This is a genomic window from Micromonospora echinofusca (assembly GCF_900091445.1).
Lineage (GTDB): Bacteria > Actinomycetota > Actinomycetes > Mycobacteriales > Micromonosporaceae > Micromonospora > Micromonospora echinofusca.
The window spans coordinates 5406950-5433081 of the sequence record NZ_LT607733.1; the positions used below are offsets into that span (position 1 = coordinate 5406950).

General features: G+C 73.8%; 24 protein-coding genes. 6 read left to right on the forward strand and 18 right to left on the reverse strand.

All coding sequences use genetic code 11. From position 1 onward, the window contains the following. Window positions 1-3 precede the first annotated feature (3 nt). The 9 genes from GA0070610_RS22955 to GA0070610_RS22995 all read right to left on the reverse strand — a co-directional run bounded on the left by GA0070610_RS22955 (window position 4) and on the right by GA0070610_RS22995 (window position 8172). The gene (locus GA0070610_RS22955; protein ID WP_089001964.1) at window positions 4-690 is read right to left on the reverse strand and encodes a dienelactone hydrolase family protein; all 687 of its coding nucleotides are present in this window, start codon (window positions 688-690) and stop codon (window positions 4-6) included. A 200-nt stretch (window positions 691-890) separates the two neighbouring features. Next, window positions 891-1373, reverse strand: a complete 483-nt coding sequence (locus GA0070610_RS22960; protein WP_089001965.1) for an LppU/SCO3897 family protein — start codon at window positions 1371-1373, stop codon at window positions 891-893. Between the two features lie 117 nt (window positions 1374-1490). After that, complete coding sequence (locus GA0070610_RS22965; protein ID WP_089001966.1) at window positions 1491-2513, reverse strand: HAAS signaling domain-containing protein; 1023 nt, start codon at window positions 2511-2513, stop codon at window positions 1491-1493. Next, window positions 2510-2842, reverse strand: a complete 333-nt coding sequence (locus GA0070610_RS22970; RefSeq protein WP_089001967.1) for a PadR family transcriptional regulator — start codon at window positions 2840-2842, stop codon at window positions 2510-2512. The genes GA0070610_RS22965 and GA0070610_RS22970 overlap by 4 nt, the downstream gene beginning before the upstream one ends. Window positions 2843-3506: 664 nt before the next feature. Then, a complete protein-coding gene (locus tag GA0070610_RS22975) occupies window positions 3507-3989 on the reverse strand; it encodes a hypothetical protein (RefSeq protein ID WP_157747214.1) in 483 nt (160 codons plus the stop codon). 298 nt (window positions 3990-4287) lie between these two features. After that, complete coding sequence (locus GA0070610_RS22980; RefSeq protein ID WP_089001969.1) at window positions 4288-5217, reverse strand: Ppx/GppA phosphatase family protein; 930 nt, start codon at window positions 5215-5217, stop codon at window positions 4288-4290. Window positions 5218-5302: 85 nt separating this feature from the next. Continuing rightward, on the reverse strand, window positions 5303-6463 hold the full coding sequence (locus tag GA0070610_RS22985; protein ID WP_157747215.1) for a CU044_5270 family protein: 1161 nt from the start codon (window positions 6461-6463) through the stop codon (window positions 5303-5305). A 10-nt stretch (window positions 6464-6473) separates the two neighbouring features. Continuing rightward, window positions 6474-7019, reverse strand: a complete 546-nt coding sequence (locus GA0070610_RS22990) for an RNA polymerase sigma factor (RefSeq protein ID WP_089001971.1) — start codon at window positions 7017-7019, stop codon at window positions 6474-6476. A gap of 160 nt (window positions 7020-7179) precedes the next feature. Further along, complete coding sequence (locus GA0070610_RS22995; RefSeq protein WP_089001972.1) at window positions 7180-8172, reverse strand: ArsR/SmtB family transcription factor; 993 nt, start codon at window positions 8170-8172, stop codon at window positions 7180-7182. A 106-nt stretch (window positions 8173-8278) separates the two neighbouring features. Here GA0070610_RS22995 and GA0070610_RS23000 point away from each other — a divergent pair, with 106 nt between their 5' ends. Next, window positions 8279-9169, forward strand: a complete 891-nt coding sequence (locus GA0070610_RS23000; RefSeq protein ID WP_157747301.1) for an alpha/beta hydrolase family esterase — start codon at window positions 8279-8281, stop codon at window positions 9167-9169. Between the two features lies 1 nt (window position 9170). Here GA0070610_RS23000 and GA0070610_RS23005 read toward each other — a convergent pair whose 3' ends face one another. The 4 genes from GA0070610_RS23005 to eno are packed head-to-tail and all read right to left on the reverse strand — an operon-like array spanning window position 9171 to window position 12250. Further along, window positions 9171-9701, reverse strand: a complete 531-nt coding sequence (locus tag GA0070610_RS23005; RefSeq protein ID WP_089003679.1) for an amino-acid N-acetyltransferase — start codon at window positions 9699-9701, stop codon at window positions 9171-9173. A gap of 2 nt (window positions 9702-9703) precedes the next feature. Further along, window positions 9704-10261, reverse strand: a complete 558-nt coding sequence (locus GA0070610_RS23010; protein ID WP_089001973.1) for a DUF501 domain-containing protein — start codon at window positions 10259-10261, stop codon at window positions 9704-9706. A 34-nt stretch (window positions 10262-10295) separates the two neighbouring features. Beyond that, window positions 10296-10934, reverse strand: coding sequence for an FtsB family cell division protein (locus tag GA0070610_RS23015; RefSeq protein ID WP_089003680.1), 639 nt, complete (start codon window positions 10932-10934; stop codon window positions 10296-10298). A 32-nt stretch (window positions 10935-10966) separates the two neighbouring features. Further along, window positions 10967-12250 (reverse strand): phosphopyruvate hydratase, encoded by a 1284-nt coding sequence (gene eno / locus GA0070610_RS23020; protein WP_089001974.1) that lies wholly within the window; start codon window positions 12248-12250, stop codon window positions 10967-10969. A gap of 233 nt (window positions 12251-12483) precedes the next feature. On the opposite strand from eno, the gene GA0070610_RS23025 reads away from it, so the two are divergent. Then, window positions 12484-13176: a hypothetical protein gene (locus tag GA0070610_RS23025; RefSeq protein WP_089001975.1), complete on the forward strand. Its 693-nt coding sequence runs from the start codon at window positions 12484-12486 to the stop codon at window positions 13174-13176. A 48-nt stretch (window positions 13177-13224) separates the two neighbouring features. On the opposite strand, the gene GA0070610_RS23030 is transcribed toward GA0070610_RS23025, so the two are convergent. From GA0070610_RS23030 to mfd, 4 genes are all read right to left on the reverse strand, one after another. Continuing rightward, window positions 13225-14844: a DUF885 domain-containing protein gene (locus tag GA0070610_RS23030; protein WP_089001976.1), complete on the reverse strand. Its 1620-nt coding sequence runs from the start codon at window positions 14842-14844 to the stop codon at window positions 13225-13227. A 9-nt stretch (window positions 14845-14853) separates the two neighbouring features. After that, window positions 14854-15825 carry a nucleoside triphosphate pyrophosphohydrolase gene (locus tag GA0070610_RS23035; protein ID WP_089001977.1) on the reverse strand — a complete coding sequence of 324 codons (972 nt, stop codon included), beginning with the start codon at window positions 15823-15825 and terminating at the stop codon, window positions 14854-14856. Window positions 15826-15827: 2 nt separating this feature from the next. Continuing rightward, entirely contained in the window at window positions 15828-16598 is a 771-nt protein-coding gene (locus GA0070610_RS23040; RefSeq protein ID WP_089003681.1) for a hypothetical protein, read from the reverse strand. A gap of 170 nt (window positions 16599-16768) precedes the next feature. Next, entirely contained in the window at window positions 16769-20413 is a 3645-nt protein-coding gene (mfd, locus tag GA0070610_RS23045) for a transcription-repair coupling factor (protein WP_089001978.1), read from the reverse strand. A 151-nt stretch (window positions 20414-20564) separates the two neighbouring features. Here mfd and GA0070610_RS23050 point away from each other — a divergent pair, with 151 nt between their 5' ends. From GA0070610_RS23050 to GA0070610_RS23065, 4 genes are all read left to right on the forward strand, one after another. Beyond that, window positions 20565-21458 carry a helix-turn-helix domain-containing protein gene (locus GA0070610_RS23050; RefSeq protein WP_157747216.1) on the forward strand — a complete coding sequence of 298 codons (894 nt, stop codon included), beginning with the start codon at window positions 20565-20567 and terminating at the stop codon, window positions 21456-21458. 118 nt (window positions 21459-21576) lie between these two features. Beyond that, window positions 21577-22467 (forward strand): helix-turn-helix domain-containing protein, encoded by an 891-nt coding sequence (locus GA0070610_RS23055; RefSeq protein WP_089001980.1) that lies wholly within the window; start codon window positions 21577-21579, stop codon window positions 22465-22467. Window positions 22468-22909: 442 nt separating this feature from the next. After that, window positions 22910-23833, forward strand: a complete 924-nt coding sequence (locus tag GA0070610_RS23060; RefSeq protein ID WP_089001981.1) for a cyclase family protein — start codon at window positions 22910-22912, stop codon at window positions 23831-23833. Window positions 23834-24001: 168 nt separating this feature from the next. After that, on the forward strand, window positions 24002-24892 hold the full coding sequence (locus GA0070610_RS23065; RefSeq protein ID WP_231925781.1) for a DUF559 domain-containing protein: 891 nt from the start codon (window positions 24002-24004) through the stop codon (window positions 24890-24892). 167 nt (window positions 24893-25059) lie between these two features. Here the strand turns inward: GA0070610_RS23065 and GA0070610_RS23070 are convergent, their stop codons facing one another. After that, window positions 25060-26100: a S66 family peptidase gene (locus GA0070610_RS23070; protein ID WP_089001983.1), complete on the reverse strand. Its 1041-nt coding sequence runs from the start codon at window positions 26098-26100 to the stop codon at window positions 25060-25062. Between the last annotated feature and the right edge of the window lie 32 nt (window positions 26101-26132).

Here is a 26132-nt window from a genome sequence, read left to right on the forward strand (position 1 = left end):
GGCTCAGCCAAGCTTGGCCCGGAACAGTTCGAGGGTGCGGGCCCAGGCGGTGGCGGCGGCGCGCTGGTCGAAGTTCTCCGGCCGGTCCTCGTTGAAGAAGGCGTGCGAGGTGCCGGGGTAGTCGTAGACCTGGCAGGTGCCGCCGGAGGTCTCGATGGCGCCGCGGACGGTCCGTACGCCGTCGGCGGCGGAGGTGCCGTCCTCTTCGGAGCAGTGGATGAGCGCCGCCTTGCCCGCGTAGTCGGCCCACTCGGCGCGCATCCCGTCCCACGGCAGCCGGGGATAGAAGGCGGCGGTGGCGACGATCCGCTCGGAGCGCGTGGCCGCCCAGAGGGCCAGGCTCGCCCCGGCGCAGAAGCCCGCGCAGCCTACCTTGCCGGCGACCTCGGGCCGCCCGGCGAGGTAGTCGGCCGCGCCGGCGATGTCGGCGGCCGCCTCGTCCATCTGCGCGCTGTTCAGCATCTGCCGGGGTTCGTCGGGTTTGCTGGCCGGGCCGCCGTGGCGGAAGTCCGGGGCGAGGGCGACGAATCCGGCCTCGGCGAAGCGGTCGACCACCGCCCGGACGTGCGGCACGAGGCCCCACCAGTCCTGAATGACGATGACCGCAGGGCTGGTCGCACCGCCGGAGGGTATCGCGAGATACCCCTCGCTCGTCCCCCCGTTGCCGCGGTAGCCCACCATCTCGCCCATCGGCCGTCCTCCTAGCGGTCAGTCATCGTTGGCTGGTCGCACAGTGGTGTTACGTGCCGGTAGCCTGCCACGCCGTGAGCGCCCCGGGGAAGACGCCGGAACAGTGGCATTCACCTCCTGTTCGCCCGCCCGTACCCACGGACGCCGACGGCGGCGCGGACGTCGTCCGCGCCGCCGTCGACGGTGCTGTCGTAAGGGGATCAGGCCTTCTTCGTCAGGCACAGCAGGTAGCCGGTCTTGCCCGGCTCGATGCTGTAGTAGACGTAGCCCTCCTGGCCCTCCTTGATGTACTGCCCGCACGCCTCCGGAGAGCGGGCCTGCGCCTGGGTCTGCCCGTCGACGCGGCCGACCACGTTGTAGACGGCGTCGGTGGAGGTGCACTCGACGACCTTCGCGCCGTCGACCTTCTCCTCCTCGGTGCCGGTCACCTCGGGCAGCTCTGCGATGCAGTCGCCGGCCTTGGCCTCGGCGGTCTCGTCCTTGTTGAAGAAGTTGCCGATGGCCGAGCCAATGCCGAACTTGAGGCCGGCGACGACCAGGAACACGACGATCGCGCCCACGATGCCGAGCAGCTTCTTGGAACCGGACTTCTCGGCCTGGGGCTCCGCCGGGGGCGGCGCCTGGACGGCCGACGGGGGCTGGGCGGCGTCCGGCGCGGGGGGCGGTGCGACCTGCTCTGACACGCGATTTCCTTCCGGGGGGTGAGTGAGCAGACGACACCGTAGCGACCGGGACCGACAGCCGTTGCCCCGCTGGACTCATCCGTTCAGCTATTTCCCAGCTTCACGGCATGATCCGCTTCACGTCCGACCCGGGGACGGGGTGCCGGTCGATGCCTGCGTCGGCGCGGGCGCCGTGCTCGGGGCGCCGCTCGGCGTGGACGTGGGCTCGGTCGGGTCACCCGAGGCGGTGGGCGCCGGCACCGGCGGCACGCCCGTCGACGGCAGGGGACCGACCGGCGCCCGAGGCACGAAGGGCGCCTGCTGCGGGCAGTACGGGTAGGTCGACAGCAGCGGGTTGCCGAGCCCGTTCGGGTCCCGTACGGCGGGGCAGTCCGGGTAGCCGAGGCGGATCGGGTCGCCGTTCTGGTCGAAGAGCCGGACGTTCTCCACCAGCCGGCCCTCGCTGTCGTAGACGAAGACGTCCCGGACGTGGTCGTAGCGCCCGTCGATGGAGGTCTGCTCGTAGCCGAAGTCGCCGGAGCCGACGCGCCCGTTCATGTCCGCCAGGCCCACCATCCCGAAGATCACCAGCACCGCCGTGCCGGTGTGCAGCAGCCGCCGCTTGGGCCGGGTCAGGCCCGGCGTGTGGTGGCCGAGCCAGATCGAGGCGAGCACGGCGCCGGCGAGCAGCACCAGGCCGGCCAGCGTGCTGCCATTGAGCTCGGGCAGTACGCCGAACGAGTCGCCGGTCGTGACTACCGTGACGAGCATGGCGGCCAGGTAGCCGCGCAGCACCCACCACGCCGGGCGGAGCAGCCGGAGGAACTCGCTCGCGGTGCCGTACCCGAGGGGTGGCCCGAGTTGGACGTCCCAGCGGTGTGCCCGCGCGCGGAACCGGTCCACGGCGACGCCGAGGCGACGGTCCAGCCGGCGCCCGCCGGTGCCGGCGACGGCGACCCCGGCGGCGGCGCGCAGCTCGGCCGCGTACGCCTCGGGTTCGCCGAGCCGGTCGACCAGCGAGCCGCCGGCCTCGGCGGCGACCTCGGCGAGGTGCTCCGGCAGGTCCTCGGTCAACTCGTCGCGGTGTGCCGGCGCCAGGTCGGCCAGCGCGGCCCGGACCCGGGCGGCGTAGTCCGCGATTTCCTGCTCCATGACGGTCATGCCGCCATCCCCCGATCGTCGAGCAGTGCGTCCATGGTGGTGGCGAACGAGCGCCAGAGCTTGCCGGACCGGGTGAGCTGGTCCCGGCCGGCGGCGTTGAGGGAGTAGTACTTGCGGTGCGGGCCGGATTCGCTCGGCACGACGTAGGTGGTCAGCAGGCCGGCGGCGTAGAGCCGACGCAGCGTGCCGTAGACCGAGGCGTCGCCGACCTCCTCCAGCCCGGCGTCGCGCAGCCGGCGCAGGATGTCGTAGCCGTAGCCGTCCTCCTCCCGGAGCACGGCGAGGACGGCGAGATCCAGCACGCCCTTCAGCAGTTGTGTGGTGTCCACGCATTGCACACTAGTACGCAATGCGAAGTACCGTCAAAGGACATGCGGTTCAGGCCGCTCGGCGTGCCGCGGCGTCCGCGACCCGCAACAGATCCCGCAGTACCTGCACCAGCACACGAGCCTGCGTCAGGTCGATCGGCCAGCGCTCCGGGTCGCGGCTGGCCGACCTCGACCGCTTTGGTCTTGATCACCGAGCACCGAACGGGTTGCCCTCGCGGTCGCGGCGCCGCACCCTCCATTCGCAACCATCACGTTCAGTGGCGGTCCCCCGCTCGGGGCCCTCCCAGCCTCAGGCGCTTTGCTTTGCAGCCATGGACGCACCAGTAACCGCACGTGACCTTCTGCCATCACCCGCCAACCAACCCAATTTATAAAACTGCTGCTCAGCAGACCGGTGCCTCCATGGCTGCAGAGCAAAGGGCGCGGACGGCTACCGCCGCAGCCCATACGTGCAGTCACGGTATGCCACCTCGCGCGTTCATTACCGTGAGTCAGCTCGGGATGGATCGCCGCTGGCTCTTCCCGCGTAAGCCTGTGCGGACGAGGCCCTGGGCAGCGGTCGCCTGCTCGGACGGATCCTGCCGCTGGTCAGTCTGGAGACCGCGCCGCCTGGTTCCGGCCCTGGGTAGCCGTCGAGCAGGAGGCCGTATCCCGGCTTACGCCGTCAACGGCTGGCCCCGCGGGCGGAGCCGATCACCAGGAAGTTGCTGTCGGGCCACGCGTAGGAATTGGCGCCACCCGGATCGGCTGGCCGGAGGAAGACGATCCGCACGAGGCGGGGCCACCAGCGGGTCGGCTCCCACCAGGAGCACTGGGTCCGCCGCTCGCCCGCATCGGCGCAGTCCCCGACCTGTTTCCATCCGTCGAGCTGGCCGGCGACCCCGGACCGAACCTCATCCCACGTGGTAGCGGGCGGCATGGCATAGGTTTCAACCTCCGGAACACCGCGGTCGTTACGCAGATCGGTGAAGACCTCGGACGTCCGGTTGTCGACGACCATCGTGTATTCGCCCTCGGGCAGCACCGTGGACGCCCCCGCTGGCGCCGCGATAGGAACGGGCCCCCCGGCCGCCGTCCAGCGCACCCCGGCCACCGCCGCCGCACCCAGCACGAGAATCGCCCCGGCTATCGCAAGAAGACCTCGCACAGCCGGGAGTCTATGAACACGAGACCAACCGGGCGAGCCGGCATGGCCCGCCGGTTGACCGGCTGCGCGCGCTCGACAACTCGATCAAGTCTTCGTTGGATGCGATGGCGGCTGGCTCAGTCGCCAAGTGAGACGGCCGGGACCTTGTCCTGTCGACTCATCGGCGCAACCTATCCGCTCGACATCGACCTCGGAAGCCCGTCGACGTCGAGCAGTTGGTCATTCGGCAAGTCGCCGGAGCAACTCCGCATCGCGATCGGCTCGCGGATGAGGTCCGCGACGCCGGCACGACTGCCGGTCAGGCAAGCGACCAGGCGATGCCGTCGAGGATGTCGTGCTCGGAGGCGACCACCGAGTCCATCCCCGCCCGCTCCATGATCACCCGGAGCACCAGGGCACCCGCCCCGATGACGTCGGCCCGGCCCGGGTGCATCACCGGGATCGCCAGCCGCTGCTCCCGGCTCTTGCCGAGCAGGTCGGCGGTCACGTCGGCCACCGCGTCGTACGGGACCCGGGCGTGGTGGATGCGCTCCGGGTCGTACTCCTGGAGGTCCTGGGCGATCGCGACCACGGTGGTGACCGACCCGGCGAGCCCGACCAGCGTGGCCGCCTGTCGGCCCGGCACGGCCTCCAGCGCCCGGTCCACCGCGACCGCGATGTCGGCCTGCGCGGCGGCGACCTCGTCCAGCGCCGGCGGGTCGCCGTGCAGGTGCCGCTCGGTCATCCGGACGCAGCCGATGTCCATCGAGATGGCCGCCTCGACGCCGCCCGCGCGGGTGCCGACGACGAACTCGGTCGAGCCGCCGCCGATGTCGACGACCAGGTACGGCTCGCGCGCGTCGGCGGGCAGCCCGCGCACCGCGCCGGTGAAGGAGAGCCGCGCCTCCTCGTCGCCGGTCACCACCTCGGGCGCGACCCCGAGGGTCCGCTCGACCATCTCGCGGAACTCGGCGGCGTTGGAGGCGTCCCGCGAAGCCGACGTGGCGCACATCCGCACCCGCTCCGCGCCCAGCTTCTCGATCTCGGCGGCGTAGGCGGCCAGCGCGACCCGGGTGCGTTCGATCGCCTCCGGGGCCAGCCGTCCCGTCTTGTCGACGCCCTGGCCGAGGCGCACGATCTCCATCCGCCGGCTCAGGTCGGCCAGCGGCGCCTCCGGACCCGCCGAGGCGTCCGGCAGGTCGGCGACCAGCAGTCGGATCGAGTTGGTCCCGCAGTCGATGGCGGCCACACGCGTCGTCACGGCAGCAACCCTACGTCAGGCGGGGCCGGCCGGCCGCGCTGAGCGGCCGGCCGGCGACGTGCGACAGCCGCCGCTACTCCTGGGGCAGCGCCGGCGCCTGCGGCGCGGCGTCGGACCAGTCCGCCGTCAGCACCAGGGTGCTGCGCTCCTTGTCACCGGGCGCCGCCGCGCCCTTCGGGATGGAGACGACCGTGCTGGCGAGCAGCCGATGGGTCGACGTGTCGACGATCAGCCGCTCGGTCCGGGGGCCGCTGCGGAACTCCACGCCCTGCCCGGAACGCCCCCGCACGTCCTGCACGACGCCGAGGCTGCGTACGCCGGGGATGTCGGCGAGGATCCGGAACGCCGCGGCGCGTACCTTCGGCGGGGCCGGCGTGTCGAGCAGCAGCCGGCTCAGGTGGCCGAAGAGCAGACTGTCGCTCTCCGCGCTGCCCGCCGGGTACCCCGCGTCCCTGCCCGTGCGAATACGTTCGGTCACCCACGCGCGCAGCGCGCCCGGCTCGTCCGGCAGTTGCCGGACCTGCTTCAGGGTGAGTCTCCCGAGGTCCTCCAGGTACCGGGGCGCCCCGGGCTCCCTGTCGAGCCTGCCCTCACCCGGCCGGGTCGACAGGACCAGCTTCGTCGGGCCGTCGACGGCGAGGGTCCACTCGGTCGGGGAACCGGCCGCGCGCCAGGCCCGCTCGTCCTCGGCGCCACGCGGCCGTGAGCCGAGTTCCCGGTGGCCGTACCAGCTGGCCACCCGCGGGTCACCGGCGTCCCAGCTCGCGTTGATGCGGCTCCGCAGCAGTGAGTACCGGTCGGCACCGGTGCCGACCGGTACCGGCCCGTGCACGTCGAGCGTCTCGACGTGCCAGTACCTGCCGGTCTCGGCGGGCGCCCGCTCCGCCCGGTTGGCCGCGGCGAGCAGAATGTCACGCGCCGTCAGCGACACCGTGCCCCCGCTGTCCACCGCGCCCGGATGCCCGCCGGCCGACGGCGGAATCTCCGTCCGCGCGGCCTGCGGCGCCGCGACGACCGACACCGCCAGCACACCGGCCGCGGCGACGCCGGCCAGCCCGGTACCGAGGAGGGACCAGCGCAGCGCCGGTCGGGACGCCCTGGCCGCCGTACGGCCGGTCGGCTCCCCGGCCGAAGCTGCCGTGACAACCCCGTCCAGTGCCCGCCGTCCCGCGTCGCTTCGCGCCCATCCGGTCGAGTCCGGCCGCCCCCGACGCACCACATCATCGATGTCCATCGTGTCCCCTTCACACTCTCACTGGCTTGTGGATGGCCGACGAGGCCTCGTACTCGCTCTTCACGACCTGCTCGTACGCGGTGCGGAACCGGTTGCGGGCCCGGTGCAGCCGGACCGCGTAGGCGGGCCGCGAGACCCCGAGCACCCGCGCCGCCTCCGCCGACGTCAGGTCGAACCACGCGGCTGTGACCAGCACCTCGCGGTCTCGCACGCTGAGCGTGTCCAGTGCCTGTCGCACCTGGTCGCGCAGCGCGACGTCGTCGGCGAGCCGATCCGACCCGATCTCCGGGACGGTCGAGGCGGACATCCGCTCGTCCAGCGCGTTGCTGGCGGCACCCCGCCGTCGCCGGGCCAGCACCACCTTGCGCGCCACCCCGAACAGCCAGCCCCGTTCCTCGCCCGCTCGGACCCTGTCCAGTGACCGCCAGGCCACCAGGAACACCTCGCCCACCACATCGGCGGCATCCTGGTTGCCGACCCGCCAGGTCGCGTACGCATGGATGTCGTCGGCATGTCGGCGGAACAGCTCGGTCACCCGCTCTTCACGTCCTTGCATGGCACCTCCGCAGATCGCCCTGTCGCGGGTACTTGTCGGCGTCCACGCCACCGATTACGGGGGCGGTGCGGAAAGTTCGCGGGGAGCGCCCACGACGCGTGATCCGGCCGCCGACGAACTCGACGGGTCCGCGTAGCCCGGCAGCGGCGGCACGGTCGGGTCAGGCCCCGGCGGCCGGTGGGGCGTCGGCCGCGTCCAGCAGTTCGGTGCCCAGCGGCGTCAACCGGTGCAGCACCGCGCCGCCGTCCCGGACGCTGGCCACCAGCCCCGCTGCCCGCAACGCCCCCGCGTGCTCGGACGCCGACGAGGTACTGATCCCGACGGCCCGGCCCAGCGCCGTGGTGGTGTGCCGGCCGGGACCGGCGAGGCGGCGCAGCACCGCCGCCCGGGTGGACCCCAGCAGGCGGCCCAGCGGATCGGGTGCGGTGCCCCTGATCAGGTGTGGCACCGGCGCGGGGTACACCACCAGCACCGGCCGACCGGGCTCCACCAGCACCCGGGGATGCGGGCCGGCCAGCGGCGAGGGCAGCAGGAGCAGGCCGTGGCCGGTGCCGGACAGCGAGGCGCTCCACCAGGTCCGCACGGTCAGCGTCGGCGCCTCCCACCGGATCGCCGGGTGCAGCGCGTTCAGCAGCCCGTCCAGCCCGTGCGTGGCGAGCTGCGCGGTCGCCCCCGCCACGTGGTGCCGGTGCGCCTCCGTCAGGTCGGCCCAGTGCGGCGCGAGCACCGCGTCGTGCCAGATGCCCAGGGCCCGGCCGAACAGCCCCATCGTCTCCCCGTCCGCCTCGGCGAACCGCCTGCGCAGCGGCGTCGCGGGCAGTTGCGCGTACGCGGCCGCGACCTCGGCCCGCACGCGCCGGACGGGGGCCGCCCGGATCGCCTCCAGACCGGCGGCGACCGACTCCAGGCCGTCCAGCGGGGTCAGGAAGTCCGGCAGGCGCCCCCGCGCGGGCAGCAGGTGCCGCAGCACCGAGGCGGCGGAGCGGACCCGACCCGCCGCCGTCGCCGCGTCCGCGGCGGGGCCCGGCGCTGTCCGGGCCGCCTCCGCGTCGTACAGCGCCTGACAGGCAAGCATGGTCGTGCCGACCGGGTGCAGCCGGTCGGCGAAGCGGACCCGGCACAGGTCCGCTGGCCCCAGGCGGAGACGAAGCATGCCAGCAGACTGCCGCCCTTCGGCCTGGACCGAAAGGGTTGCCCGCGCCCGACGGCACCATCCAGTGTGGAGCGGGGGGTCACGGAGGGGGCGGGGCGTGCGACGGATGGTGGCAGTGCTGACGGGGCTGGTTCTCGCCGTCGTCGCCACGGCGTGCGGCGGGGATCGGGGTCAGTCCCGTTCGGCGCCGGCCCCGTCGCCTTCGGGGGCCGTCGAGCGCCCCGCCGCCGGTGACCACCGACTCGTCCTGCCGCACGACGGGGTCGAGCGCCGCTACCTGCTGCACGCCCCGCCCGGCTACGACCCCGGCCGGCCCACGGCGCTGGTGATCGCCCTGCACTTCTATCCGGGCACCGGCGCCCGCCTGCGGGACATGGTGGGGCTGGACGCCGTGGCCGACCGGGAGAACTTCCTGGTCGCGTACCCGGACGGGCACAACGGCGGCTTCAACGCGCTGATCTGCTGCGGGACGACCGACGACGTCGGCTTCCTCAGGGACCTCACCGCCCACCTCGTACGCGCGTGGCGGGTCGATCCGGACCGCGTCTACCTCACCGGGATCTCCAACGGCGGGGACATGAGCTTCCGCGCCGCCGTCGAGACCGAGGGCCTCTTCGCGGCCATCGGGGTGGTCAGCGGCGGCTACAGCGGCCCCCGGACGGCCTCCGAGACCTACGTGCCCCGGCGACCCGTGTCGGTGATCACGTTCATCGGCGGGCAGGACCGCTACGCCGACGTCTTCACCGAGGGCGTACGCACCTGGCAGCGGCGGCTGCGCTGCGCCCCGACGTCCGGCGCGCCGCCGACGGGCGCACCGCGCGTCACCCGCACCGACGCCCGGTGCGGCGACGGCAGCGACGTCACCGTCTACACCCTGCCGGACATGGGGCATTCGTGGCCGGGCGCGCCGGGCGGCGAGCTGGCCGCCCCCGACGCGGGCCTCGGCGCCACCGAACTCGTCTGGGACTTCTTCGCCGCCCACCCGCGCCGGAGCTGAGTCAGAGGCGCAGCAGCATGCGGGTGTTGCCGAGGGTGTTCGGCTTGACCCGTTCCAGGTCGAGGAACTCGGCGACGCCCTCGTCGTAGGAGCGCAGGAGCTGCTCGTAGACCGGCTGCGGCACGGGCGCGCCGTCGATCTCCGTGAAGCCGAACGAGCCGAAGAAGCGGGTCTCAAAGGTCAGCACGAAGATCCGCGCCACCCCCAGCTCGCGGGCGCCGTCGATCAGCTCCGCGACGATCCGGTGGCCGAGCTTGCGCCCCCGGCAGGACGGGTCGACCGCCACCGTCCGGATCTCGGCCAGGTCCTCCCACATCACGTGCAGCGCGCCGCAGCCGACCACCGCGCCGTCGCCGGCGCGCACCGCGACCCGGAACTCCTGCACGTCCTCGTAGAGGGTCACGGTCGCCTTGCTGAGCAGCCGCCGGTCGTCGGTGTAGGTGTCGACGAGTCGCCGGATGCCGCGCACGTCCGAGGTGCGGGCCCGCCGCACCACGACGTCGTCGGCCCCCGCCACGTCCCCGTCCGCCATGGTCAGTCCGCCGCCGGCACGTCCACGCAGGGCCCGGCCGCCCACCACTTCTCCACCAGCTCCAGCGTCTCGTCGCCGAACGGGTTGACCCCCGGTCCGGCCCCGAGCGCGTGCCCGAGGTGCACGTGCAGGCACTTCACCCGGCCGGGCATCCCGCCGGCGGAGATGCCGGCGATCTCCGGCACCTCGCCGATCGCGTCCCGGCGGGCCAGGTAGTCCTCGTGCGCGGCGCGGTAGCGCGCGGCCAGCTCCGGGTCGGCGGCCAGCCGGTCGGCCATCTCCTTCATCAGCCCCGCCGACTCCAGCCGGCTGCACGCCGCCGTCGCCCGGGGGCAGGTCAGGTAGAACAGCGTCGGGAAGGGGGTGCCGTCGGCCAGGCGCGGGGTCGTCTCCACCACGTCGGGCAGGCCGCAGGGGCAGCGGTGGGCCACGGCCCGGGTGCCCCGGGGCGGGCGTCCGAGCTGCGCGGCCACCGCGGCCAGGTCGGCCTCGGTGGCCGGCTCGCGCTTCGGCGGGGGTACGGAGTCCGCCGCCGGCTCCTGCGGTGGTACGACAGTCACGATGCTGGTTCCTCGTTCGATGCTCGGGTGCCGCTCACTTGTCGGGCTGCTCGCCGTTGGCGGCCTGCACGCTCGACCAGAGGGTGTCGTACCAGGAGGCGGGGGTGGCGGGCGCCGACGGGGCGGCGGACGAACCGGCGTCCCGGGCGGCGCCCTCCGGGTCGGAGAGCACCACCAGCAGCGTCTCGCCCGGCGGGCCCATGAAGAACCGCTCCCTGGCCTGGATCTTGATGTATTCCGGGTCCTGCCACTTGGCCGCGCGCTCGGAGAGCTCCTTGATGGCCTCGCGCTGGGCGGCCTGGGAGGCCTCCATCCGTTCGATGTCGGCCTGCTGGTCCAGGTAGACGCGCACCGGGTAGGTGTAGGCCAGGGCGAGCGCGATCAGCACCGCGAAGAGCACCGTGGCCCGCCCGGTGAGGCCCCGGGAGCGGGGTGCGGAGAGCCGCTTGACGGTGCCGGCGGCCGTCCGACGGGCCGCGGCGGGCCGGCTCCCGGAGCGTACGCCCTCGGCGCCCCGGGACGCCCCCGGCGCGCGATTGGCCGTGGCCCGCGACTCCGCGCGGACGCCGCCCTCGCGCAGCGGCGTCCGGGCACCCCGGGCCCCGCCCGGCCGGCCGGTGCTACCCGGCCGGCGGGCGGGGCGCTGACCGCCCGGTGTGCGGCGCTGCTGCATCGTCACACCCCTCCCCCGAGGCCTCGCGCGTCTCAGGCCGAACGGTAGCGCGGGAAGGCGCCCGCCCCGGCGTACCGCGCCGCGTCGGCCAGCTCCTCCTCGATCCGCAGGAGCTGGTTGTACTTGGCGACCCGGTCCGAACGGGCCGGCGCGCCGGTCTTGATCTGCCCGCAACCGGTGGCCACCGCCAGGTCCGCGATGGTGGTGTCCTCGGTCTCGCCGGAGCGGTGGCTCATCATGCACTTGAAGCCGGCCCGGTGGGCCAGGTCCACCGCGTCCAGGGTCTCGGTCAGCGAACCGATCTGGTTGACCTTGACGAGGACCGCGTTGGCGGCCTTCTCGGCGATGCCGCGGGCGATGCGCTGCGGGTTGGTGACGAAGAGATCGTCGCCGACGATCTGGACGCGGTCGCCGAGCGAGGCGGTCAGCGTCTGCCAGCCGGTCCAGTCGTCCTCGGCCAGCGGGTCCTCGATCGACACGATGGGGTAGTCGCCGGCGAGCTTGGTGTAGTAGTTGCTCATCTCCTCGGCGGTCTTCGCGGCGCCCTCGAAGGTGTAGGTGCCGTTGTCGAAGAACTCCGTGGCGGCGACGTCGAGCGCGAAGACGATGTCGGTGCCGAGCCGGTAGCCGGCCTTCTCGACCGCCTCGGCGATGAGGTCCAGGGCGGCGGCGTTGGTGGGCAGGTTGGGCGCGAAGCCGCCCTCGTCGCCGAGACCGGTGGAGAGGTCCTTCTTCTTCAGCACGGACTTCAGCGCGTGGTAGACCTCCGCGCCGGAGCGCAGCGCCTCGCGGAAGCTGGGCGCGCCGATCGGCGCGATCATGAACTCCTGGATGTCGACGTTCGAGTCCGCGTGCGCGCCGCCGTTGAGGATGTTCATCATCGGCACCGGCAGCAGGTGCGCGTTCGGGCCGCCCAGGTAGCGGAAGAGGCTCAGCTCGGCGCTGCCGGCCGCCGCCTTGGCCACCGCCAGGGAGACGCCGAGGATGGCGTTCGCGCCCAGCTCGGACTTGCTGTCGGTGCCGTCGACGTCGAGCATCTTCTGGTCGATCAGCCGCTGCTCGCTGGCCTCGTAGCCGATCAGCTCGTCGACGATCTTGTCCTCGATGTTCGAGACCGCCTTCTCGACGCCCTTGCCCTGGTAGCGGTCGGCGTCACCGTCGCGCAGCTCGATCGCCTCGAAGGCGCCCGTGGAGGCGCCGGAGGGCACCGCCGCCCGGGCGATCGTGCCGTCGTCGAGCCCGACCTCGACCTCGACGGTCGGGTTGCCCCGCGAGTCCAGAATCTCCCGCGCGACGATTCCCTCGATGGTTGCCACTGAGTCGCTCCTCGTTTGTGTGTTCCGGTCCGGTATGGGCCGCGACGGTGCGGCTGAGGCAGTTGTTGAACGCAGCGTATCGGGCGGCGCTCGGACGCGGGCGGTCCGGGCGCTCGCCGACCCGATCCGAAACCTGCCTCCGGGCGGTGCTTTACACGGACATTCCCGGATTCTCGTGCCTCAACCGGCAACGGGTTTGCGCGCGGTTGACCCGATCGGCCAGGCTGGGCGCCATGCCCGCCGCCTCGACCACCCTCCGCATGCTCGCCGTGTCGGTCATCGCGTCGCTCACGGTGACCGGTTGCCAGACCCTCGACGACGCCGGCCGGGCGATCGGGCGGTCCGACCTGGTGAACGACCTGGCCGCCCGGCTCGACCGGGCACTGGAGCTGACCTACTCCGCCGACTACCAGCTCCCCGGCGGGCAGACCGCCACCATCGCCCAGGCCCAGGACCCGGCCCGCTCCGCCTACACCTGGCCCGGCGGCAAGCTCACCGTCACCCCGGAGGCCACGACCCGCTGCGAGACCGCCGCCGGTCGCGCGACCTGCACCCTGGAGGCCCCGCCCGCGCCCAACGCGAAGCCCACGGTGACCATGTTCACCGAGGCCAAGCGACGGGGTCTGGTCACGCCGCCGGTCGTCGTGGGACTACTCACCACCGCCGCGCTCGACCCGGAGGCGGTCATCGACCAGAGCGACACCACCCTCGCCGGCCACCACGCCACCTGCGTGGACGTTACGCAGTCCGCGGGTGACTTCACCGCCTGCGTGACCACCGACGGGGTGCTGGGCAGCTTCACCGGCCTGGTCGACGGCCGCCAGGTCGAGCTGGCGCTCAACCGCTACCGCGAGACGGTCGACGGCGCCGCGTTCGACCTCCCGCCCGACGCCGGCGTCGTGGACCGCCGCCCGGCCAGCTCGTGACCGACCCCGTCGGCGGGTCCGTGCCCGCCGCCGGGCCGCCGCCCTCCGTCACACGCCCAGCAGGGTGCGCAGGTGGCGCGGGGGCGGGCAGTCGTGGGCGAGCATCGCGTCGTGCCACTCGCGCACCGACACACCGGCCGGGCGGGCGGCGGCGATCCCGGCCACCTCGCTGTAGCCGACGAAGTACGTCGAGAGCTGCGTCGAGGTGAGCAGCGCGCGCCGCCACTTGCCGGCCGCCTCGCCCTCCTCCTGGAAGCCACGCCCGGTCATCAGCGCCATCGCCTCGGCCTCCGGCAGCTCCTCGCAGTGCACGAGCTGGTCCAGCAGCGCGTTGATGGTCATCCGCAGCTGCATCTTGAGCTGCTGCAACCGCACCGGCAGGCCGCCGAAGCCGAGGCCGGCCATCAGCTCCTCGGTGTAGACCGCCCAACCCTCGATGAAGGGCCCCGACTCCGTCAGGGCCCGCACCCGCGTCGGACCCACGTGCCGGCGGGCGTGGGCGAGCTGGAGGAAGTGCCCCGGCATCGCCTCGTGCACCGTCAGGTTGCGGATCATGTGGTCGTTGTACTCCCGGTAGAACGAGTCGACCCGGTGCGCGGGCCACTCCTCGGGAGTGGGCGCGATGCAGTAGAAGGTCGGCACGTCCGCCGTCTCCAGCGGGCCGGGCGAGTCGCAGTACGCGACCGCCACGCCCCGGGCGAACCGCGGCATCTCCTGGATCACGCACGGATCGTCGACCAGGGTGACCAGGTCGTGGGCGCGTACGAAGTCGGTCGCCTCGTCCAGGCTGACCGAGGCCAGGTCCACGATCGTGGCGTCGTCGGGGTGCTCGGCGGCCAGCAGGTCCAGCGCCCGGCGTACCGTCTCGTCGTCGGCCGGGCCGCCGACCAGCTCGACGGCCGCCGCACGGATCTCCTCGCCGACCCGGTCCAGGTTGGCCCAGGCCTGACGCTGGATCTCGGCGGCCCCCAGCTCCGTGTCGAGGGTGTGCCAGAGCCGCGCCTCCCAGCGACGGCGGCCCAGCCGCGGGTCCCGCCCGGGGCCGGCGTCGGCGGCCAGGCCCTGACGCAGCCACGCGACGAACTCCTCCAGCGCCGCGATCGCCGCCGTGGCGGCCGGCTCGACCCGGTCGTGCAGGGCGGGGGCCTGCGCGAGCAACGCCGGCACCTCGTCGCGGATCAGCGCCGCCGTGCCGGTGAACTGCCCGACGGCCGTGTCGGCGTGGATCCGCGGCATGTCGCGCAGCGTCGCGCGCGCCGTCGCCAGCGCGTCCGGTACGGCGGCGAGCCGCCCGGCCAGGCTGGTCAGCCGGACCTCGACCGGGGCGTACGGGCGGGCGAGCAGCGCGTGCAGCAGCGGCCCGGGGTTGTGCCGCAACGGGTCCCACTCGTGGGCGCGGATGTCGCCGGACTCGAACAGCTCCCGGTCCACGAACGAGGTGAGCAGCGCGTGGTCGACGCGCTGCTCGACGTCCAGGGCGTCCGGGTCCAGCTCGGCGAGCGCGTCCGCGGCCTCCCTGAGCATGGCCTGGTCGGCCGCGACCGCCTCGGCGGAGAGGTCCGGCAGCCGGTCGTCGTAGCGATGGTCACCGGTGGTGGTCGCCAGCCCGGGCCGGCTCTCCAGCAACGCGTCGACGATCCGCTCCGCGAGCGGCACAAACGATTCCACCCGCCGACCCTACCGGCGTTCGGCCGTCCTGACGGCGTCGGCGTAGGCGAGGGCGGCGCGGCGCAGGGACGCCTCCGGGTCCAGACCCGCCTCGCGGGCCGCCGCGACCGTGGCGAGCAGGCTCGCGCCGAGCCTCGCCTCCGGGTCCGCCTGGGAATCCGTGAGGGGCGGCGGTACGGCGAGGCCGACCCGGCCGGCGCGTTCCAGGATCTTGGCGGCCAGGGCGAGCGCGGGCTGGCTCAGCGCGATGCCGTCCAGCACCGAGTCACGCGCCTTTTCGGCCCGCTTGATCCGCTCCCAGCTCGCCTCGATCTCCTCCAGCGTGCCGGCCTCGGCGTCGGCGAAGACGTGCGGGTTGCGCCGGACCATCTTGTCGACCAGCCCACCGGCCACGTCGTCGACGGTCCACCGCTCCCCCTCGGGCAACTCCTCGGCGAGCCGGGCGTGCAGCACCACCTGGAGCAGCACGTCGCCCAGCTCCTCGCGCAGCGCGTCGGTGTCGCCCGCGCTGATCGCGTCGTACGCCTCGTAGCACTCCTCCAGCAGGAAGCCGGCGAGGCTGCGGTGGGTCTGCGCCCGCTTCCACGGGTCGCCGCCCGGGGAGGCCAACCGGTCCATCACCGCCACGGCGTCGAGCAGCCGGGCCCCGGGCGGGTCCCAGGAGCCGTACATCAGCTCCAGCTCGGCCAGGCCGGGCTCGCGCGCCAGCCGCAGGCCCAGCTCGCGGGCCAGCGACTCGTCGCCGGCCGGACCGGCCAGCCACACCGCGACGCCGTGCGCCGCCGCCGCGTCGAGCAGCGCCTGCGTCGCCCGGCCGTCGACCACCGTGACCTCGGCGCCCGCTGCGCGTACCGCCGTCGTCAGCTCGCTCTCCGCCCCCGCCAGCACCGGATGCCGGCGTACGGCGTCCCACGCGGCGGCGGTCAGCAGACCGGCCGGCAGACGGGGCGAGGTGACGAGCAGGACGATCCGGGCAGGCATGCTCAGCTGTCGGTCCCGCCGGCCGCCTGCGGCCCACCGGGGGACAGCGGGTCCGGGGTGGAGACGTCGGTGACCCCGTCGGAGCCGGCCTCGCCCAGCGGCACGCTCACCGCCGGCGCGTTGCCGGAGAAGCTCAGCACCGGGAACTCCAGCGGACGGTAGCGGGGGTTGACCGTCACGTCGTACGCGGCGACCGCCTCGGCCAGCGACTTGCGGGTGGCCAGCGCGGTGCGCAGCTGCTCGCCGTCGAGCTGGCCGGCGGCGGCCTCGTCGGTCACGTCGGCCGGAATGGCACCCGCCTTGCGGCCCGCCGCCACCACGTCCGCCAGATCCTGCGCGGTCGGCTCGGCCGGCGCACCGGTCGGCACCCCCGACAGGCAGGTGTAGAGCTCGGCGACCTGGCGCACGTAGCCGGTGTCGGGCGACAGGCCGAACTGCTGGGCGAGCTGCTCCGGCGCCACCTGCCCGCGCGGCTGGTAGTTCTTCTCCGCCGAGACCCGCTCGCAGACCTCGGCCAGCACCAGCACGCTGACGACCTGACCTCGGCCGGGCAGCTGCGGCGCCTGCGCCGGAGGCTGCCCCCCGGGCGCCTCGGGCTGCCCGGTCGGCGCCGGGTTCTTCGCCCGCAGGTCGGCCACGACGTCGGTGACGGCATCCTCGGTGATTCGCAGGTCGCCGACGTAGGCGGCGACACCGGGCTCGGCACGGCAACCGGAGAGGGCGACGAGGCCGAGCGCCACGCTGGCGACGGCGACAAGACGGCGAGCACGCATGACGGTCACTCTCTCATGCCACCCGGGACCAGCGTGACGCCGCCCACCGGTCTGCCCGCCGCCCGTCCCCCGGCGTCCGCGCGTGCCCGCCCCGGGCCGCCCGGGCCCCGCGACTGACCCGCCGGCCCGCCCTACCGGCGTGCGATCGCCGCCCACCGGGCGCCCGCCGCTCACCGGGCGGGGGCTGCCGCCGTCGCCGGCTCGCCCAGGACGTCGGAGAGGAGCTGGGCGCACCACTCCAGCAGGGCCTGGTCGCGCAGCGGCTCGCCGCCCACCCGCCGGGTGCTCGGCCGGGGCACGCTGACCTGGTCGAGCGCGGACTTGTAGACCGAGTCCGGGTGGTAGCGCTTGAGCCGCAGCTGCTTCGAGTCGGGCAGCGGCAACGGCCCGAAGCGGATGTGCTTGCCCTGCATGGAGACGTCGGTGAGGCCGTAGCGGCGGGCCAGCAGGCGGAACCGGGCCACCGCGACCAGGTTCTGCACCGGGGCCGGGGGCTCGCCGTAGCGGTCCGTCATCTCGGCGACCACCTCGCGCAGCCGCTCGGCGTCGCGCGCCTCGGCGAGCTTGCGGTACATCTCCAGGCGCAGCCGCTCCACGCCGACGTAGTCGTGCGGCAGGTGCGCGTCGACCGGCAGGTCGACCTTGACCTCGGTCTCCTCCTCCGGGCGCTCGCCCTTGAACGCGGAGACCGCCTCGCCGACCATCCGCACGTACAGGTCGAAGCCGACGCCCTCGATGTGCCCGGACTGCTCGCCGCCGAGCAGGTTGCCGGCGCCCCGGATCTCCAGGTCCTTCATCGCCACGTACATGCCGGCGCCCAGCTCGGTGTGCTGGGCGATGGTCGCCAGCCGCTCGTGGGCGTGCTCGGTGAGCGGCTTCTCCGGCGGGTAGAGGAAGTACGCGTACGCCCGCTCCCGGCCCCGGCCGACCCGGCCGCGGATCTGGTGCAGCTGGGCCAGGCCGAGCAGGTCGGCCCGCTCCACGATGAGGGTGTTGGCGTTGGGGATGTCGATGCCGGACTCCACGATCGTGGTGCAGACCAGCACGTCGAACTCCTTCTCCCAGAAGCCGACCATGACCTTCTCCAGGGCCTCCTCGCCCATCTGGCCGTGTGCCACCGCGACCCGCGCCTCGGGCACCAGCTCGCGCAGCTTGCGGGCCGTCCGGTCGATCGACTCGACCCGGTTGTGCAGGTAGAAGACCTGCCCGTCGCGAAGCAGCTCGCGGTGGATGGAGGCGGCCACCTGCCGCTCGTCGTACGCCCCGACGAAGGTGAGCACCGGGTGCCGCTCCTCCGGCGGGGTGGCGATGGTGGACATCTCCCGGATGCCGGTGATCGCCATCTCCAGCGTGCGCGGGATCGGGGTGGCCGACATGCTCAGCACGTCGACCGAGGCGCGCATCGTCTTCAGGTGCTCCTTGTGCTCGACGCCGAAGCGCTGCTCCTCGTCGACGATGACCAGGCCGAGCGACTTGAACCGGGTGGCCGCCTGGAGCAGCCGGTGGGTGCCGATGACGATGTCGGCGGTGCCCGCGGCGGCCATCTCCAGGGTCCGCTCGGCCTCCTTCGGCGTCTGGAAGCGGGAGAGCTGCTTGATGGTCACCGGGAACTGGCTCATCCGCTCGGCGAACGTGTTGTAGTGCTGCTGCACCAGCAGCGTGGTGGGCACCAGCACCGCCACCTGCTTGCCGTCCTGCACCGCCTTGAACGCCGCCCGTACCGCGATCTCCGTCTTGCCGTAGCCGACGTCACCGCAGATCAACCGGTCCATCGGGACGGTCTGCTCCATGTCCCGCTTGACCTCCTCGATGGCGGCGAGCTGGTCCGGCGTCTCCTGCCACGGGAAGGCGTCCTCCAGCTCCCGCTGCCACGGGGTGTCGGGGCCGAAGTTGTGCCCCTTGGACGCCTTGCGGGCGGCGTAGAGCTGGATGAGCTGGGCGGCGATCTCCTTGACCGCCTTGCGGGCCCGGGCCTTGGACTTCTGCCAGTCCGAGCCGCCCATCTTGTGCAGGGTGGGCTGCTCGCCGCCCACGTAGCGGGAGAGCTGGTCGAGCTGGTCGGTGGGGACGAAGAGCCGGTCGCCGGGCTGGCCGCGCTTGCTCGGGGCGTACTCGATGACCAGGTATTCCCGGGAGGCGCCGTTCACGGTGCGCTGCACCAGCTCGACGTAGCGGCCGATGCCGTGCTGCTCGTGCACGACGTGGTCGCCGGCCTTCAGCTCCAGCGGGTCGATGGTGTTGCGCCGCCGGCTCGGCATCTTGCGCATGTCGCGGGTGGAGGTGCCCCGCCCGCCGGTGACGTCGTTGCCGGTGAGCAGCACGAACCGCGACGCCTCGTCGACGAAGCCGCTGGTCAGGCTGCCGCAGGAGACGAGCACCTCACCGGGGGCGGGCGCGGTCGGGATCTCCTCCGTCAGCCGCGCGCCGAGGCCGGCGTCGCGGAGCACCTCGACCGCCCGCTGGGCGGGACCGTGCCCCTCGAAGACCAGCGCGACCGACCAGCCCTCGCCGGTCCAGCGCTTGAGGTCGTCGACCACCCGGGCGGTCTCGCCGTGGTAGAGCGGGGCCGGCTGCGCGGCCAGGGTCACCGCGATCGCGTCGTCGGGGGTGACGTCGTACGCCTCCGGCCCGTCCTCCCACGGCTGCCGCGCCGGGGCGGCGTCCGCCTCCACGAGGCCGAACGGCGACAGCGTCCACCAGGGCTGGCGCAGCTTCGCCGCGACGGCGCGTACCTCCGCCAGGGTCCGGAAGGCGGCGGCGCCGACGTCGATCGGGGCCTGGCCGCCGACGGCCGCCGCGGCCCAGCTCGCCTGGAGGAACTCGTCGGAGGTACGCACCAGGTCGTGCGCCCGGGTGCGGATGCGTTCCGGGTCGCAGAGGAGCACGTGGGTGCCGGCCGGCATGGCGTCCAGCAGCAGCTCCATCGAGTCGGCGCCGATCAGCGCCGGGGCGAGGGACTCCATCCCCTCGACCGGGATGCCCTCGGCCAGCTTGTCGAGGATCTCGGCCAGCTCCGGGTGCTCCTCGGCGAGGGCGGCGGCCCGCTTGCGCACCGACGGGGTGAGCAGCAGCTCCCGGCACGGCGGCGCCCACAGCGTCGGCACCTGCTCGATGGTGCGCTGGTCGGCGACGGCGAAGGTGCGGATCTCCTCCACCTCGTCGCCCCAGAACTCGACCCGCGACGGGTGCTCGTCGGTGGGCGGGAAGATGTCCAGGATGCCGCCGCGCACGGCGAACTCGCCCCGCTTGGTGACCAGGTCGACCCGCGCGTACGCCATGTCGGTCAGGCGGCGGGCGACCTCCTCCAGGTCGGCCTCCTTCCCGGCGGCGAGCTGCACCGGCTCCAGGTCGCCGAGGCCCTTGAGCTGCGGTTGCAGCAGCGACCGGACGGGTGCCACGACCACCCGCAGCCCGCCGGTGCGGCCGTGCGCGTCGGCCGCCCCGGGGTGCGCCAGCCGGCGCAGCACGGCCAGCCGCCGGCCGACCGTGTCGGAGCGGGGCGACAGGCGCTCGTGCGGCAGCGTCTCCCAGGACGGGAACACCGTCACCTGCCCGGGTGGGAGGAGGCTGCCCAGCGCGGCGGCCAGGTCGTCGGCCTCCCGGGTGGTGGCGGTCACGGCGAGCACCGGACGACCCGCGCCGCCGCCCGGCCCGCCGGCCTCGTCGGCCGCGACCGCGGCGACCGCGAAGGGACGCAGCGCGGCCGGCGCGGTGATGTCGAGGCCGTCGACCTGCGCGGCACCGGAGCGCGCCAGGTCACGTGCCCGGGCCAGCCCCGGATCGGCCAGGGCGGCGGAGAACAGACCGGTGAGCATGGGATCACTTCCAGCGGGAGGACACGACGATCACCCCTCGTCCGGCTGGACGGGGGGCCACCGGTCGACACTATCTCTCCGGCCGGACAAGTCACCCGCGCGTAGGTTGGATCGTCGACAATCCGCGCAGGGCCACCCGAGGGGGGACCGGATGCCTGAGGGAATCGGCAGCGACCCGCGCCGCAAGACCACGCCCGCCCGGTGGCGGGTGCTGGGTCACCCGGACGGCATCCTGATCTACGAGGTGCGCTGCATCGTCGAGAACCACGGCTGGACGGCACCGACCGCCGAGCTGACCCACAAGGTCCTCCTCGGCCGGTCCGGGGCGTACCGGCGGCGGCTCAACGGTCGTACGTCGTTCTCGGACGCCACCTCGGTGCTGCTCACCCGGCCCGGCGACGAGATGTCCGTGTCGCACCCCATGGGCTGCGGCGACTCGTACACCTGCCTGGAGGTCGACGAGGCGGTGCTGGCCGACCGCCCGGACGGGGCGCGCTGGCTGGACACCGCGGGCTGGGAGGGCACCTCGGACGCGCCGCTCGACCTGGCCCACCGGATGCTCATCGCGGAGTTCCGGCGCGGAATCGACCGGTTCGAGATGTCGGAGCGGCTGCACCGTTTCCTCGACGGGGTGCTCAACCTCACCGACGCCCGGGCCGAGCCACCGGGGGCCGATCTGGCACGCGCCATCGGCCGGCGGCCCGCCACCCAGGTCGCCCACCGCCGCCTGGCCGACCGGGCCCGCGAGGTGCTCGCCGCCGGTGCCTTCTCGCTCGGCCTCGACGAGGTGGCCCGGGAGGTGGGCGCCTCTCCGCACCACCTGAGCCGGGTGTTCCACCGGGTCACCGGCAGCAGCCTCACCGCGTACCGCAACCGGCTGCGCGTCCGCGCGGTGCTCGACACCCTCGCGGAGGCGGACGGACGGCCGCTGCGCACCGTGGCGGCCGAGCACGGCTTCGCCGACCAGGCCCACCTCACCCGCGTGGTCCGGGACCACGTCGGCCACCCCCCGGCCCACCTGCGCCGACTGCTCACCCACGACTGACCGACCCGCCCACCGCCCTCCGCGCCTCTCCCCGCCGACACTATTTCTCCGAACGTGCGAGCCACTCCCGCGTACGCTTCGTCGATGGTCCGCGACGGTCAGCCGAGGGGGAGGACGGATGACTGAGAAAGTCGGCAGCGACCCACCCCGAACGACCACGCCCTGCCGCTGGCGGGTGCTGGGTCACCCGGCGGGGATCTCGATCTCCGAGGTGCGCTGCGGCGTCGAAAAGCGCGGCTGGACGGCACCGACGGTCCTGCTGCGTCACGAGGTCAGCCTTGGCTGGTCGGGCGCCTACCGGCGGCGCATCAACGGTCGTACGACGTTCTCGGACGCCACCTCGCTGCTGCTCACCCGGCCAGGCGACGAGCTGCAGGTGTCCCACCCGCTGGGCTGCGACACGTTCACCCGCCTGGAGATCGAGCCGGAGGTCCTCGCCGAACACCGGGGCGGGGCGCGCTGGTTGGCGACCGCCGGCTGGGACGGCACCTCGGACACGGCGCTCGACCTGGCACACCGGATGCTCGTCACGGAGTTCCGGCGAGGGCTGGACCCGTTCGAGATGGCGGAGCGACTGCACGGCTTCCTCGGCAGGGTGCTCGACTTCGTCAACGGCCGGGCCGAGCCACCGGGGGCGGACCTGGGGCGCGTCGTCAACCAGCGCCCCGCCACCGCGGCCGCCCACCGTCGCCTCGCCGACCGGGCCCGGGAGGTGCTCATGGTCCGCGACTTCTCCCTCACGCTCGACCAGGTGGCGCGGGAAGTGGGCGCCTCACCACACCACCTGAGCCGGGTGTTCCAGCGGGTCACCGGCAGCAGCCTCACCGCGTACCGCAACCGGCTACGGGTCCGCGCGGTGCTCGACACCCTCGCGGAGGCGGACGACCGACCGCTACGCGCCGTGGCGGCGGAGCACGGCTTCGCCGACCAGGCCCACCTCACCCGTGTGCTCCGGGAGCACGTCGGCCACCCGCCGGCCCGCCTGCGCCGCCTGCTCACCCGCGACTGACCGACCCGCCGCCCTCCGCGCCGGGTCCCGGCTGCTGGCGTCGGAGCCACAGGGCGGCGGGATCGCGGGCCGGTCGGGGCCGAGGCCGAGTGGGCGACGAACCGAGCATCGATGTTCAAGACCCGCGACCGCCCGACGGACGACCATGGAATCCGTCAGCCGGGATCGAGCCGCCGCAGCGGCGGTCGGGGTGCGCGGACCTTTTCGGGGAGGCCCGCAGCTCCACCCGGCTGCGACCTCGGCGGCGGCGAACTGCCGTCGCCACCCGCCGGCGGTGTCGTACACCCCCCTGTACGGCACTCCGGCGGGCGCGCGGCGCTGTGGCTCGCCGGTTGATCACTAAACGTGCCGGCGGCCGGGCCCGGGGCCGCGAGGACCCTGCCCGAGCCGGCCGGCCAGCCAGGATCTTGACGAGGGCGACCGGCCGTGATCGGCTGCGCTGATGGACAACCAGTGGCGGGCACAGTTCGACGCGGAGGTCACCTTCGCCAACGGCGGCGGGCTGCGGACGGACGGGTTCCGACTGGACGTCCCCGGCCCCGACATCACCGACGACGAACTGGCGGCGCTGTTCGTCCGGCACCTCGGGCTGCTCATGGTGGCCGAGGTACGGATCACCGGCCGGACGATGATCGAGGAACCGCACAAGGGCGGCCGGGGCGTGCCGGCCCGGCCCGGCCCGGAGGGCAACTCCCGGCGGCTGGTCGAGCTGAGCCACGTGGTCACCGACGGCATGACCACCCTGCCGGGCTGGCCGGCGCCTCGGATCACCGAGTGGCTGACCCGGGAGGCGTCCCGGGCCAACTACGCCCCCGGCACCGAGTTCCAGGTGGGGCGCATCGACATGATCGCCAACACCGGCACGTACGTCGACACGCCCGCCCACCGCTTCGCCGACGGCGCCGACCTCGCCGCCACCGGGCTGGAGCGCCTCGCCGACCTGCCCGGCGTCGTGGTCCGGGTGCCGGCGGGCACCCGCGCGGTGGACCGGCTGCTGCTGGCGCCGTACGAGGTCGCCGGGCACGCGGTGCTGCTGCACACCGGTTGGTCGGCGCACTTCGGCACCGGCCGGTACGGCGCGCCGGAGGCGCCGTACCTCACGGGGGACGGCGCCCGGGCCCTGGTCGACGCGGGCGCCGCCCTGGTCGGCATCGACTCGATCAACATCGACGACATGAGCCCGGCGGCGGCCGGCGAGCGCCCCGCGCACAGCGCGCTGCTGGCCGCCGGCGTACCGGTCGTGGAGCACCTGACCGGCCTCGACGCGCTGCCCCCGACCGGCTTCCGGTTCACGGCCGCCCCGCCGATGGTGGCCGGCATGGGCACCTTCCCGGTACGGGCGTTCGCCGTCCTCGACCCCACCTGACCTGCCGCCCCGCCGCCGCCCCCGCCAACCTGCGGCCGGGGCTCGGGTGGTGGTGTCGAGCGACAGCCCCCTGCGACAACACCCCGGGATCGGCTTTCGGGTCGGCGCGCGAGCGGGCCGTGACCGCAAGCTGCCCGAATGCCACGGGCACCGCACGTTCCCAGAGAGTTGACGTTCCTCCCGTTCTCCGGCAGCCGGGCCGTCGCCGCCGGCCTCGTCACCTGGCGGATGCTTCGCGGACCGTCCTGGCGTCGGCTGCTGCCCGACATCTACGTCCACGTCGACGGTCATCGCGAGGAGGACCACAGGATGTGGTGCGACGCCGTCGCCCTGACCCTGCCGCCGGGGGCGGCCATCAGCGGTCTCAGCGCGGCGTTCCTCTGGGGCGCGGACCTCCTCCCACGCGCGAGCCCGGTCTTCGTCACGCTTCCGGGGCGGGCCCGCCGACGCACCACTCCACGAGTGGTGGTCGACCAACGGTCGCTCTCCGCCCGGGAGATCACCCGGATCGCCGGCTTGCCGGTCACCACCGGCGTCCGCACGGCCTTCGACCTCGGGCGACAGCTGCCCCGGACGGACGCGCTGGTCGCGGTGGACGCGCTGCTGCATCGGCGGGTGGCGAGGCTCCCCGCGTTGAGCAGTTACCTGGACACGCACAAGGGCTGGCCCGGCACCGCCCGGCTGCGCGAGGTGCTCGTGCTGGCCGAGCCACTGAGTGAGTCCCCCATGGAGACGCGGCTCCGGCTCCTCCTGCACGACGCCGGGCTGCCACCCCTGACCGCGCAGCACGACGTGCACGGCGCCCACGCGCAGCGAGGACGCGTCCTCCTCGGCCGCGTCGACCTCGCCTACCCCCGGTGGCGGATCGCCATCGAGTACGAGGGCGACCACCACCGGGAACGTGTCCACTTCCAGCGCGACGTAGCTCGGCTCAACGCACTACGCGCGGCGGGCTGGTTGGTGCTGCGCTTCACGGCGGACGACGTACTGCGGCACCCCGCCCAAACCGTCCGGCTCGTCACCGACGCAATCGACGAGCGCCGGCCCAGCCGACGGTGATCAGGACGCCATGGACCTTAAAACAGCCGCGTAACGTCCATGGCGTCCTGATCACGAGGCACTCGCACCCGGAGGCGGCGCGGCGGGTGCTCGGCGCTAGGGGCGGGCGCTAGGAGCGGGCGGGCGCTCGGGCGCGAAGGCGGGGCGCTCGGGCGGAAGGAGGCGGGTCAGTAGCGGACCGAGATGCGGCGTTCGACGGCGTCTACGCGGATCTCGCCGCCGTACGGGACGATCAGCTGCGGGTCGGTGTGGCCGAGGTCGACGTCGAAGACCACCACGGCGTCCGGCGCGTACGTGGCGAGCGCCCGGCTGACCGCCTCCCGCTGCGCGTCGGCCCAGGCGCGCCGCTCTTCGGGGCTGTGCGGTCGTTCGAAGTCCCACGCCTTCACCCGGCCCACGAGGACCGCCGGGAAGCCGGCGAGCAGCCCGCGCTCGCCCATGTTGCGCAGGATCCGGAACACCTCGGTGGCCGGGGGCAGTTCCTCGGAGGTCTCGACCATCAGCACCGACCCGGCCAGTTCCCCGGCGGCGGGTACCCGGTCGGCGGCCAGCAGCCAGTGCAGGATCTCCAGGTTGCCGCCCCAGGTGCGCCCCTGGACCACCGTCGCCGGCCCCTGCCAGCGCCAGCCCTCGCCCGGCAGCATCTCCGGCTCGTCGGCCAGCGCCGCCGGGTCGTGCCAGTCGTTCGGCCGGTCGCCCCACTGCGGCGCGGGCGTGAGGTCGTACCAGCCGGAGGTGAACAGGGCCGCGCGCAGCGAGTCGAAGGTCAGCGGGTGCGGGCTGCCCGGCCGCCCGAGGTGCACCAGCACCGACCCGCCGTGGTAGGACACGATGCCGAGCCGGTACAGGTGGTTGAGGACGTTGGTGTTGTCGGAGTAGCCGAAGTACGGCTTCGGGTTGGCCCGCAGCACGGCGTCGTCCAGGTGCGGGGTGACCGTGATCAGGTCGTCCCCGCCCACCGTCGCGAGCACGGCGGTGATCGTCGGGTCGGCGAAGGCGGCGGTCAGGTCCCGGGCCCGGTCGCGGGGGTCGGCGCCGAGCACCCGGGTCGTCGGGTACTCCACCGGCTCCAGGCCGAACTCCTCGCGCAACCGGCGCAGCCCCAGCTCGTACACGTGGGGGAAGAGAGCCGGCAGGCCGGCGGAGGGCGAGACGACCGCGACCCGGTCTCCGGGGCGGGGCTTGGGGGGATAGCTCGGCGACGTCATGATCGGACGCTACCGACCGGCTCCACCGGTTT